This window comes from Bradyrhizobium sp. JR4.3, from assembly GCF_040547695.1.
GTDB lineage: Bacteria > Pseudomonadota > Alphaproteobacteria > Rhizobiales > Xanthobacteraceae > Bradyrhizobium > Bradyrhizobium canariense.
Genome location: NZ_JBEPQF010000048.1, coordinates 1 through 12,205 on the forward strand (window position 1 = coordinate 1; position 12,205 = coordinate 12,205).

Here is a 12,205-nt window from a genome sequence, read left to right on the forward strand (position 1 = left end):
CGCTTTCCACGGCATCTACACCTCCCGCAGAACAAAAGCGGAAAGTGTAACCCATGTGTCCGGTACGAACTGTCACCTATGTCTCGGGTCGCTCATTATAACTCACTCACCGTCCCGGCCTAACCACCGCGACGGACTCAGATTTCTCTCAGGAACGTCTGATCGGTGCCTTTTACCCAAACGGACGTGACGACCCCGCGCGTTCTTGTTTTGGCTGCGCCGGCTAAGCCACAGCTTTCGAAATGGCATCCAGCAAGACATGCTGAGCGAACGGCTTGCGCAAATAGGCGATGCACCCGGCGTCCATCGCCTCACTGCGCGTGGCCTCGTCGTCGTTCGCGGTCATGAAGATGACGGGCCACTTCGATCCCGATGCCGTAAGCCGACGCTGCAGCTCAATTCCCGAAATTCCCCCGAGGTGAATGTCAAGCAGCAAGCAAGTTGCCGTCTGCACGCAGTCGCTCTCAAGCAACGCCTCGGCCGAGGCGAACGTACGGCTCTCGATGCCGTGGTGCGCTAACAGCCGCGCCACGCTCTTCAGAAGGCCCAGATCGTCATCGATCACGATCACGAATGTCTGCTGCGCCATCATATCCGTGTCCAGCCCTTAGGCCGTAGATGGCCCCCAAAAGGGGTCGGCCAAACGTTGATCTGGATCAATGGAATCGAGTCCGCAATGAACCTAAGACGAACGGATCGTCGCCTGTAGAGGCACTAGCGTAGGACTAGGCGCGAACGCAGGTGTGGCTTACGCATGTACACTTCCGTTGATCGCACTAAAAAGCGCAAGAAATGTCGCGAGGATCAACTCGCCAACCAGCAGGGAGATTGTCCCGGACAGCCAGCCCCATCGCACCAGTTTGAATTTCGAGAGCAGGGGCCCACAGCGCGAACGACATAGAGGCACAAAATAATGATCATGGCTGGCCCTCATCATTTGGTTGTGCTAGCGTTCCATTCGCGAGGAGGTTTCAAGAAATATCTAATATCGCCTCATAGCAACGTTTTTCACCGCGCCTAATTTCGATTCCACATACGCCGTCAGGCGTTTGATCCAGCCACGTTGCGCGTTCTCTTGCAAATGCGCGCCCAAGCTCGTGCATATGCGCTCCCTCGTGCGACCAAGCGCGAGTGCTTCAAGTCGTTCCGACGGTTTTTGACGGGGAATGATGTCATGCGTATCACAATATTGAATCAGATCTTCGGAATGCTGGCCGTGACCGCAACGCTGTGCGGGGGCGAAACAGCGCTTGCTCAAAACGCGGCTGCTCCGCCTTCCATGAAAACGATCGGCACGCCATCTGCTTCGGCCAAACCTGAAATCGTGCCCTCGCTGTTCGTGCTCAACTCCCGCGGCGCGACGTTGCAGGGCGACACTCTCACCTTGACCGGCGTAACACCCAGTTCGATCATATTCGCCGACCGTCCGGTAAGATCCGCAGGCCACCAGCCCACCGCTGATGTGATCGCAGAATGGGGATCGGGCGACGACAGCTTCGCCAAGAACCCGCCGAACGCAACCTTGTCCGTGTTCGGCAAGGACGGTTCGGTGAAGGACGCCGTCGTTGTGCTGAAAAACCCGAAGCTCGAAGGTGACAAGCTGACGTTCAACGTTCAGACCCTAGAGGGAGACATCACCGGCGCGGATGGTGGGGCAGCACTCTTTATTGATATCATCGGCCGGCCGTTCACGCCGATGTCGTTTGCCGGCGTCGCTCGCCGTTCGGCGTTTCGCGGCGCCATGTATGCCGGCGCCGCCGGTGCCGCCGCTTATGGAGCGGCTGCCTACCCTGCACCTTATGGCTACGCCCGTCCGGCCTGCGGCTATTATCCTTATCCACCCTGTTACTAAAACGAATGAATACACGGAGAGGCGCGCGCTTCCCCGCATTCAATCGACCGATTCACTTTCGATCCGCGACTGAAGGATCCTGAGCGGAAGCTGGAAACTTCCACTGGTGGTCAAGGTGAACTGAGACGGAGGCGTCATGACAATCGCCGATGCGATCTCGTCGTCGAGCCGCGAACAGCTGCTGGAGCGTTCGACCGATTTGGGCATGCTCTACGTCCCAGGCGGCACGTTCCGCATGGGTTCGGATCGACACTATCCGGAGGAGATGCCTGTCCATCGCGTGACGGTAGACGGATTCTGGATGGACCGTACGCCGGTGACCAATCGGCAATTCCGGCAGTTCGTCGAAGCGACGGGCTATGTCACTTTTGCCGAAACAGCACCGGACCCCAAGGACTATCCGGGCGCGCTGCCGCATATGCTCAAAGCGGGCTCCCTCGCATTTGCGCCGCCCAAGCGGCGCGTTGATCTGCGGAATTGGGGCGAGTGGTGGACGTTCAAATTTGGCGCCAATTGGCGGCGGCCTTACGGACCCGGCAGCTCGATCCGCGAACTGGACGAGCATCCGGTCGTGCATGTGGCTTTCAAGGACGCCGAGGCTTATGCCAAGTGGGCAGGCAAGGAGCTACCCACCGAGGCCGAGTGGGAATTCGCGGCGCGCGGCGGTCTCGACGGCGCGGAGTACGCCTGGGGCGACGAACTCATGCCCGGCGGACGCCAGATGTCCAACACCTGGCAGGGTGAGTTTCCGCACGAGAATCTGGCGACCGACGGCTATGAGCGCACGTCACCGGTGACGGCGTTTCCGCCGAACGGCTATGGCCTCCACGACCTGATCGGCAATGTCTGGGAGTGGACGAGCGATTGGTACGTGGCGAAGCATAAGGCCGATGCGCTGAAAGCCTGCTGCATCCCGGAGAACCCGCGCGGCGGGCGCGAAGATCAGAGCTACGATCGCTGCACGCCCAATATCAAGATCCCGCGCAAGGTGCTCAAGGGCGGGTCGCATCTCTGCGCGCCCAACTATTGCCGTCGCTACCGGCCGGCGGCACGCCATCCCGAGCCGGTCGACACATCGGCAAGTCACGTTGGATTCCGCTGCATCAAACGAGAGGGCAAATCCCATGATCGATGAACAAAACAGGCTCCGATTGAAACAGAGGTGGCTGTTGGCCACCGGTCTTGCGAGCCTGCTCATCACTTTGCCGAGCCTCCTCGCAGTGACGGCAGCGGCCCAGCAAATTACGGGTACGCCGGGCACACCCGGCGCCACGATGACACTCGACGGCAAGCAGCTTCCGCCCGAGCCTCCGAAATTCGGTGGCGTGATCAAGGAGGATGCCACGGATTCCAAGCCATACTGGCCACCGTCGGTCGTGCCGCCTAAAGGCGCGCCAAACGTGCTGTTGATCATGACAGACGACCAAGGTTATGGCGTGTCCGGCACGTTCGGCGGCGTCATTCCGACGCCGAGCATGGATCGCATTGCCAACGCGGGCCTGCGCTATACCCAGTTTCACTCGACGGCGCTTTGCTCGCCGACGCGGGCAGCGCTGATCACCGGCCGCAACCACCATTCGGTCGGATTTGGCGTGATCGGCGAGATGTCCACCGGCTATCCGGGCTATGATTCCGTCATCGGCCCCGAGAGCGCGACGATCGGAACGATTCTTCGCGACAACGGATATGCCACGTCGTGGTTTGGCAAGAACCACAACACCCCGAGCTACCTGTACAGTGCCGCGGGCCCCTTCGATCAATGGCCAGTCGGAATGGGGTTCCAGTACTTTTACGGATTCATGGGCGGCGAGACCGACCAGTGGACGCCTTATCTCTTCCGCAACACGACTCAGATTTCTCCATGGCTTGGCAAGCCCGGCTACAACCTAATCACCGACATGGCGGACGAGGCCATCGGCTACATGAACAGCCTGAACGCGGCCGCGCCCGACAAGCCGTTCTTCGTCTATTACGTGCCTGGCGGCACCCATTCGCCACATCAGCCAAAGAAGGAATGGATCGACAAATTCAAGGGTAAGTTCGACATGGGTTGGGAGAAGTTGCGCGATCAAATCTTCGCCAACCAGAAGCGGCTTGGAGTCATCCCGGCGAACACCCAGCTCACGGCCTGGCCGGATACCCTGCCGAAATGGGACTCGCTCTCATTGATACAAAAGAAGCTGTATGCGCGCGAAGCCGAAGTGTTTGCCGGCTACGCGGCCTATACCGACAACGAAATCGGCCGCGTCATCCAGGCGGTCGAGGACATGGGCAAGCTCGACAACACGCTGATCATCTATATCAGCGGCGACAACGGTACTAGCGCCGAGGGTACGCTTGAGGGCACCCCGAACCAGATGACGGCCTACAACGGCGTTCTGAAACTCCCTGAGGCCGAGCTGATGCTACATTATGAGAATTGGGGCTCCGACAAGACGTACCCGCATATGTCGGTGGCGTGGTCATGGGCATTCGATGCGCCCTTCATGTGGACCAAGCAGGTGGCCTCGCATTTCGGCGGCACCCGGCAAGGCATGGCCATCTCGTGGCCCGACCACATCAAGGACGTCGGCGGTCTCCGCAGCCAATTCCATCACATCATCGACATCGTACCGACCATCCTAGAGGCCGCGGGCATCCCGGCGCCGACGACGGTGAATGGCATAACGCAAAAGCCCATCGAGGGCATCAGCATGGCCTATACGTTTGACCGGGCCAACGCCAACGCACCGTCAAAGCGCGATACGCAGTATTTCGAGATGTTTGCAAATCGCGGCATCTACCACGATGGCTGGTATGCATGCACGACGCCGCCTGCGCCGCCATGGCTTCTGGGAACGGCAAAGCTGCCTGACATCAACAATTACAAATGGGAGCTTTACAATATCGCCGAGGACTTCTCGCAATCCAACGACCTCGCAGCCAAGAATCCCGACAAGCTGAAGGAGCTGCAAGCAGTGTTCATAAGTGAGGCTGCAAAATACCAGGTCTTGCCGTTGGACAATTCGGTCCTGCCGCGACTCGTCACGCCGCGTCCGAGTGCGACCGCCGGGCGAACTGAATTTACCTACAAGGGCGTAAATCCCGGCATCCCCGCCGAGAACGCACCCAGCATCATGAACAAGGACTACAAGATCACCGCCGATATAACGGTCTCAAACGGTGGCGCTGAAGGAATGATCGTGACCCTCGGCGGCCGATTCAGCGGCTATGGCCTCTATCTGCTGAAGGGCAAGCCGGTCTTTGTCTACAACATGCTGGATTTGAAACGCTACCGCTGGGAAGCCGGCGTGGGCGCGCGGGACTGGTTGGGCTCGGCGCTGAAACCGGGCAAGCACACCATCGTGTTCGATTTCAAATATGACGGGCCGGGCTTTGGCAAGGGTGGCACCGGGGTACTCTCGGTGGACGGCAAGGAGGTTTCCCGCCAGTCGATCCCGCACTCGATTGCGTTCCTGATGGCGATCGACGAGTCCTTCGACGTCGGCCTCGACAGCCGCACCGGAGTGGATGACAGCTACAAGCTGCCGTTCCAGTTCACCGGGAAGATCGACAAGCTGACGTTCAAGCTTGGACCAACGCAGCTGTCTGGTGATGATCAAAAGCTTATGCGTCATGCACTCGAAAAAGCGAGGGACTGAGCGAGACAAGCTCACACAATGCTTGCCCTACATCTTGGACAGAATAGACTGAGCAGCGAGCACGTGCGCGAAATATAACCACACAGCTTTTACATGGAGTGCTGGCGGTGGATTCTTCATTCGGCGCGTTGGATGCGTTCGCGTTTGTCGTGTTTGCTGTTCTGATCCTTGTTGGCGTCATCATTGTCGTCAATCTGGGCAAACTTCCAGGTCAGCTCGCACACAAATGGAATCATCCGCAGGCCGGCGCGATCAATGCCATGAGCTGGATCGGGATCGCGACCGGCGGGTTGCTGTGGCCGGTGGCGTTCATATGGGCGTTCACGACGCCCTTTGGCACCAAATCCCCGGTCGGGGACGGGAGACAGCCGGGTCGCGCGGCTGAATCCGAGGTCGCAGCAACGCCTTTAGCGGTACTGCGCATAGCTCCGGACAAGGAGACGCGCCCATGATCGCATTTCTGATCATTGTCTACGTTGCCGTCGTGCTCGTGCTGTTCAAGGTGCTGCGCATCAAGCCCACGGCTTATATAATCGCAGGCATGATCGTCGCGGGCGTATTCATGATCGGCGGCGTCGTGGTGGTCTGGACGCAGTCGGCGCCGATTACGGAAAAGATGGTGACCAGCCAATACGTGGTGCAACTCGTCCCTTACGTCAAAGGGCAGGTCAAGACGATCTACGCGCAGGCAAATCAACCGTTGAAGAAAGGTGATTTGCTGCTGGAGGTCGATCCGGCTCCCTACCAGTACACGGTCAACCAGGTCGAGGCGCAATTAACGGCAGCGAAGGCAAACGTAAAACAGGCCGAGGCTGCGCTCGCGACCGCAAAAGCGGCCATACCGAATGCGCAGGCCAGTCTCGCGAAGGCGAAGGCCGCGGACGAACTGGCCAAGACCCAGGAACAAATCGCCCTCAACATTCAGCGCGCGGACAAGGCTGCCATTAGCCAGCTTAACGTAGCCAAGGCGACGCAAGAACGTCAGGAAGCGGACGCCGCCGTTCAGCAGGCCGAAGCGGGCCTCGCGCAAGCGCAGGCTTCGGCTCAGCAGGCTGCCGCCGCGCTGGTGACGGCCCAGAGCAATGTTCCCGCTGTCGAAGCTCAACTGGATGACGCGCGCTTTAACCTCTCGCAGTGCAAGATGATGGCACCTGGCGATGGCTACGTCACGAACTGGCAGGTGCAGGTCGGAACCATGCTGGTGCCGATGCCGCTTGCGGCCGCTGGAACATTCGTGAACGTGTCCGATACCGCGGTCGCCGCGGTATTCCCGCAGAACTGGCTCTCGAATGTCGAGCCAGGCGACGACGTGGAGATGGTGCTCAACCCGTACCCGGGCCGTCTCTTCCTTGGAAAAGTGGACTACGTGATCCCGGCCACGGGAGGTGGTCAATTCACAACCAGCGGCACAATTCCGAACGCGGCCCGGATCGGATCCGACGGGCTTTATGCTGTGCGGATCAATTTCAGCGACGATGCCGTAGCCCGCAAGCTGTCCCTGGGGGCAGGTGGATCGGCGGTGATTTACACCCAGAAGGGCAAGGCCACGCACGTCATTTCGAAGGTCGCGATCCGGATGAAGAAGTGGCTGTTGTATGTCATGCCTTCAGTGGAAAAGCCGCCATCGTAGACTGCAACCGACAATGAATGGGTGTACACGAGTTAGGCTCAACGCGGGGGAAGAAAGCTTTGGAGGCGTTGTACCAAGTAACATTTGGGCGGCAGCGCGATATCGGCGCCGGTCTTGGTTTGTCAATTCAATGGTTGCTTGTGGCCGCGCTTCTCCTGCCAACCGTGGCATGTACGATCGGGCCGAATTTTACATCGCCTGTCGCTCCGCTTGCCGAAGAGTTTCGTGGCGCAGACAATCACTCAGTTAAATCCGGGCCACTTGAGTACGAACACTGGTGGACAGGCTTTCGTGATCCGACCCTTAACAGGCTGATCCAGATTGCGTACAACCAAAACCTGACGCTGGAGAGCGCAGGGACGCGGGTGTTGCAGGCACGTGCGGCGCTGGGAATAGCTATCGGCATAACCTATCCGCAGGTGCAGCAAGGAGTGGGCTCGGTCATCTACAATCGAACCAGCGCGGCGACGCCGCTGGCCGGTCCGAATGCGACGCCTGCATATTTCTGGACCGATGCTCTTGCTGCGCAGGCAGCCTGGGAGCTGGACTTCTGGGGCAAGTTTCGTCGCGGAGTTGAATCCGCCGATGGCGTGTACCTGGCGTCGATCGCGACTTATGACGGCGTTCTGGTGTCGCTTCTCGCCGATGTTACCGCAACTTATATCGGTATCCGCACAACTGAGCAGTTGCTCGGAATTGCACGGGCCAATGTCAGCAGGCAGGAACAGGCGCTTAGCATCGCAAAGGCAAAGTTTACGGGCGGCGGGACTTCGGAGCTTGACGTCTTCCAGGCGACAAACGTCCTCGAGCAGACACGTGCGGCAATACCGCAGTTGACGATACAATTGCAGCAGGGGCAAAACGCGCTCTGCGTCCTGCTCGGCGTTCCGCCGCAGTCACTCGGTATGATGCTTTCACGCTCGGTGGGGCGAATACCATCGCCACCTCGCACAGTCGTTGTTGGAATCCCTGCGGATTTGTTGCGCCGCAGACCGGACGTCCGCGCCGCTGAACTCGCCGCGCTGGCGCAGAGTGCGCAGATTGGAATTGCCACGACGCAGCTCTATCCGGCCATCAGCATCACGGGCACGTTCGGCGGTTCGGCCAGTACCGCCAACGGCCATACCCTTGGCCAAGTCGTCAGTTGGAAGGGCGTGGCGTATGCTGCGGGCCCGTCGTTTCAATGGAATCTCCTGAACTACGGGCAAATCACCAACAACATTCGTTTGCAGGATGCCAAGCTCCAGCAATTGCTGATCGACTATCAGAACACCGTGTTGAGTGCCCAGCAGGAGGTGGACAACGGTCTTGCGGCATATCTGCAATCACAGAACCAAGCCGCGTATCTGCGTCGCAGCGTTGACGCGGCAAATGGTGCCCTCAGAATCGCGCTTGAGCAATATGAGCAGGGTGCGACGTCATTCACCACAGTACTGACCGCGGAACAGAATCTCTTTCAGGCGCAGAACAGCCTGGCCAGCGCAACGGCCAGCGTTCCGCTCGGCCTCACCGCGGTGTTTCGGGCCCTCGGCGGCGGGTGGCAGATACGGGAAGGCGGCAACTTCGTGAGCCCGGCAACGGTTGACCAGATGCGTGCGCGAACGGACTGGGGCAACTTGCTTCCGCCCGCGAATGCGCCGCAACCGCCGGCGCCGGGCCTGCCAGGTTCTGAGGACATCGGGCCGACAGTCCGGCCTCCGGAGTGGTGATTGTCGCTGGCGAAAGCGTTGTATCTTCGGAGATGCCGATGTCCGCTACTAGCCGATTTTGTTGAATAAGTTTTTTGAGGTGACGAACGAAAATTTTCAGGACGCTGAGGCGCGTCTGGAGTGACGGATATGATGTCGATAAGATTGCCGCTCTGGCTTCGCTTTCTCCTGCTCATCGGCGTCGCTGGCTTTGCGGCGGGCGCAGGTCTCCTTGCCTATCGGTACTACACTCGCCCGGTAACGCTGACCGTGGCGGTGGGCTCGATCGACGGCGAGGCCGCCAAGGCAATGTCCGCGATGGCAAGCGAGTTCGTTTCAACGAACGCGCCGGTCCGGCTCAAGGTCGTCGACAGCGGCACCGCGCTTGAGGCCGCTGCCGCTTTCTCCGCGGGTAAGGTAGATCTCGCTGTGGTTCGCGGCGATGTCGGCGACTTGTCCCAGGCGCAAGCCGTCGTCGTCGTCAGCCACATGGTCGTACTGATCATCGCGCCGCCGGGATCGTCCATCGATAGCATTGCCAGCTTGAAGGGACGCACGGTCGGTGTGGTCGGCGGAGCAGCGAACGCCAAGATTGTCGATGTGTTGACCAAGGAATATGATCTTGCGAGCGCAAAAGTTGTATTCAAGAACGTTGCTTTGACGGATGTCCGGCAAGCCATTCAGTCAAAACAGGTCAGTGCCCTGCTTGTCGCCATCCCGCTCGCCGAAAAATACCTCTCGCTCGTTCGCGGATTTTTTCAACTCGACCATAAAAAGGTCCCGATACTGATCGCAATCGAGTCCGCGGGGGCAATTGCAGAGAATGAACGCGCCTTTGAAAGCTTCGACGTCCCAAAGGGCACGCTGCGGGGATCGCCGCCGGTCCCGGATGATGACCTGACAACCCTGAGGACCTCGCTGTACCTGGTTGCGCAAAAGAAGCTCGGCACTGATCTTATAACCAGCCTCACGCAGGCGATCATGAGCGCCCGCAGGAATCTTCTGCGCGAGCAGCCGATTTTCGCGCAGATCACGGCGCCCAGCACCGACCAGGATGCCTACCTTCCGCTGCACCCTGGCGCGGCAGCCGTCTACAACAGCACCACGCAGAGCTTCATGGATGAATACGGCAACTGGATCTATTTGACGCCGATGGTACTGGGTGGTGCGATTACCATGCTTGCGGCGGCGTGGAAATTCCTGGGTATCGGCAACCGTGCAACCGAAGGCCCGCTCGACTCTCTCTACGCCCTGGCGCGCCGGATTCGGAAAGTCGATACGGAGGCTGAGCTTTCGGATATCGAAGAAGAAATCGACGGCCTTCTAAAGGCGGAGCGTGCCAAATCCGCTGGTGGGGACGAGAGCGCGGTGGATGATGCCACATTGACCGTGGCAGCGCACCGGCTGGAGAGCTTGATTCACGACCGACGCACATTGATCGCTACGGGACCCGCAGTTGCCTCCGCGGCCAAGGCGACACACCGCTAAGCCGCAACACGCCGCGGTACCGCGATTGCTGGAACCCACAGAATAACCACCCAAGGGGAAAGCCGTCATGAAACATCTGATGATTTCCGTAGTCCGGCCGGTGCGGTCGCCGCGCCGCGGGCGTCCGTTGTTCGGCGCAGGGTGTACTGATGAGGGGCCACGACGCGTCAGGATACCCCGTCAACGATACGCGGCAGAGACCGAGGCTGCGCTCAGGCGAACGAGCTTGAACGGCCTGTCAGGCTCGTCGCTCTGTTGTTAAACTGGACGACCAACAGAGAGACGGCCGCTGCCTCGCGAGACGGGTGAATCATGAATGCAATCGCGTTATCGTGCATCACGTTTGTATGCATCTCAGGCGGCGCCTTGCTCGGTATGTTCCTTCCTGGGCATCACCTGAGCCCTGATGACAAGGATGTGGTCAGGCTGGGCACGGGCCTCATCGGGACGATAGCCGCGCTTGTGCTCGGGCTGCTGATCGGCTCGGCGAAGGGCTCCTACGACACGCAGAGCACTCAAGTCATGCAGATGACGAGTAATGTTGTCGTGCTCGACAATCTCTTGGCGGAGTACGGACCGGAGACGAACGACCTACGCAATCTATTGCGGCGCAGCATCGTTGTATTAGCCGATCGAATGTGGCGCGAGAAAAGTTCCGAGGTTGCCAGGGCGAACCCCTTCGAGGCGAGCGCCGCAAGCGACGCATTCTTTGCGAAGCTTCAGCAGCTTTCGCCGCAGAACGATTCCCAGCGCTCCCTGCCAGCCAGGGCCATACAGATCGCCACCGACATTGCGCAAACCCGCCTGCTGCTGTTCGCACAGACGAACAACTCGATCCCGATGCCGTTCCTGGTGGTGCTGATTGTCTGGCTCACCATCATCTTTGGAAGCTTCGGCCTGTTTGCCAAACCCAGCGCAACCGTTTTCGGCTCGCTGTTCGTTTTTGCACTGTCGGCTGCCGGGGCGATCTACCTGGTCCTGGAGCTGGGTCAGCCATTTGCGGGTTTGATGCAAATTTCCAGCGCGCCGCTGCGCAGCGCCCTCACGCCGCTCAGTCCCTGAGCCATTCGCATGATCGGGATGGCAGGCCAGAGCAAGCCCCGACCGCTATCGCGGTTGCCGCGACCTGCTGCAGCGGCTTTTCGAATTGATCAAGATGCGCGCTGTGCTGAGATATCCGAATCTGTCAATCGGCGTTCAAAATTGGCTCTGACTCATATGTGGAACGGCCCGGGCTGCAAGATCTTTCTCTGGTTGAACAAGGGATGACGGTGCGGTCATATGTTCGGCCTGTGAACGCGGCGCCTGGCCGCTGGCCACGATGATATCCGCGGAAGCAATCGCCCAATCAATTTCTCGCGCTCGAAGCGCAGTGAGTCAGGCGGTCTGATTGCTACCGGGAATGACGTCATTCGGGGTTCATCCAGATTTGCACCTTGCCTCCTCGGCAGCGTTCTTCTTCCGCCGGAGAGCTCTTGAGATTAGGATTTCAGCATTGCGGCCGGCGCCTGATAGTTGCCGCCTCTGACCAGCAAGGCCCAGATCGTGCGCGCAATCTTATTAGCGAGCGCGACCGATACGACCTTGACCGGCCGTCTTTGCAGCATGGTCCGAATCCAGAGTGGGACTTTCAAGCCTCGTTTAGCAAGCTTGATGATAGAGGTCGCACCAACGATCAGGAGCGTCCGTAGTTGCCGATTTCCGCGCTTTTCTGGGCGGATCCATAGCCGATATCAGCGGCGCCTACTCCGCCACGATGTTGCTAAAGCTTCTCCGCTCAACCGACGGCTCCTGGAGCCCATCGGCAACATCCCGCCAGCCGAAGCCGAGCAACGCTACTACGCCATGCTGGAACAACCGGCCATGGCGGCATAACTTAAACCAAATAGCCTCCGGCAAACCCGGG

At 59.4% G+C, this 12,205-nt stretch carries 9 protein-coding genes and 1 pseudogene; 8 read left to right on the forward strand and 2 right to left on the reverse strand.

All coding sequences use genetic code 11. From position 1 onward, the window contains the following. Positions 1-223: 223 nt before the first annotated feature. Complete coding sequence (locus ABIB91_RS37960; protein ID WP_354172027.1) at positions 224-592, reverse strand: response regulator transcription factor; 369 nt, start codon at positions 590-592, stop codon at positions 224-226. A gap of 582 nt (positions 593-1,174) precedes the next feature. On the opposite strand from ABIB91_RS37960, the gene ABIB91_RS37965 reads away from it, so the two are divergent. The 8 genes from ABIB91_RS37965 to ABIB91_RS38000 all read left to right on the forward strand — a co-directional run bounded on the left by ABIB91_RS37965 (position 1,175) and on the right by ABIB91_RS38000 (position 11,361). Then, positions 1,175-1,852 carry a hypothetical protein gene (locus tag ABIB91_RS37965; protein ID WP_473365881.1) on the forward strand — a complete coding sequence of 226 codons (678 nt, stop codon included), beginning with the start codon at positions 1,175-1,177 and terminating at the stop codon, positions 1,850-1,852. 136 nt (positions 1,853-1,988) lie between these two features. Then, the gene (locus tag ABIB91_RS37970; protein WP_473365882.1) at positions 1,989-2,987 is read left to right on the forward strand and encodes a formylglycine-generating enzyme family protein; all 999 of its coding nucleotides are present in this window, start codon (positions 1,989-1,991) and stop codon (positions 2,985-2,987) included. Continuing rightward, positions 2,977-5,493, forward strand: coding sequence for an arylsulfatase (locus tag ABIB91_RS37975; RefSeq protein ID WP_354172029.1), 2,517 nt, complete (start codon positions 2,977-2,979; stop codon positions 5,491-5,493). The genes ABIB91_RS37970 and ABIB91_RS37975 overlap by 11 nt, the downstream gene beginning before the upstream one ends. Positions 5,494-5,600: 107 nt before the next feature. Further along, complete coding sequence (locus tag ABIB91_RS37980) at positions 5,601-5,945, forward strand: DUF3302 domain-containing protein (protein ID WP_354172031.1); 345 nt, start codon at positions 5,601-5,603, stop codon at positions 5,943-5,945. Next, positions 5,942-7,123 carry an HlyD family secretion protein gene (locus ABIB91_RS37985; RefSeq protein ID WP_354172033.1) on the forward strand — a complete coding sequence of 394 codons (1,182 nt, stop codon included), beginning with the start codon at positions 5,942-5,944 and terminating at the stop codon, positions 7,121-7,123. The genes ABIB91_RS37980 and ABIB91_RS37985 overlap by 4 nt, the downstream gene beginning before the upstream one ends. A 59-nt stretch (positions 7,124-7,182) precedes the next feature. Continuing rightward, positions 7,183-8,832: an efflux transporter outer membrane subunit gene (locus ABIB91_RS37990; protein ID WP_354172035.1), complete on the forward strand. Its 1,650-nt coding sequence runs from the start codon at positions 7,183-7,185 to the stop codon at positions 8,830-8,832. 129 nt (positions 8,833-8,961) lie between these two features. Continuing rightward, a complete protein-coding gene (locus ABIB91_RS37995) occupies positions 8,962-10,299 on the forward strand; it encodes a TAXI family TRAP transporter solute-binding subunit (RefSeq protein ID WP_354172037.1) in 1,338 nt (445 codons plus the stop codon). A 312-nt stretch (positions 10,300-10,611) separates the two neighbouring features. Continuing rightward, entirely contained in the window at positions 10,612-11,361 is a 750-nt protein-coding gene (locus ABIB91_RS38000) for a bestrophin-like domain (RefSeq protein ID WP_354172039.1), read from the forward strand. 419 nt (positions 11,362-11,780) lie between these two features. On the opposite strand, the pseudogene ABIB91_RS38005 reads toward ABIB91_RS38000, so the two are convergent. Continuing rightward, positions 11,781-12,008, reverse strand: a pseudogene (locus ABIB91_RS38005) (IS110 family transposase); the annotation flags it as partial. Between the last annotated feature and the right edge of the window lie 197 nt (positions 12,009-12,205).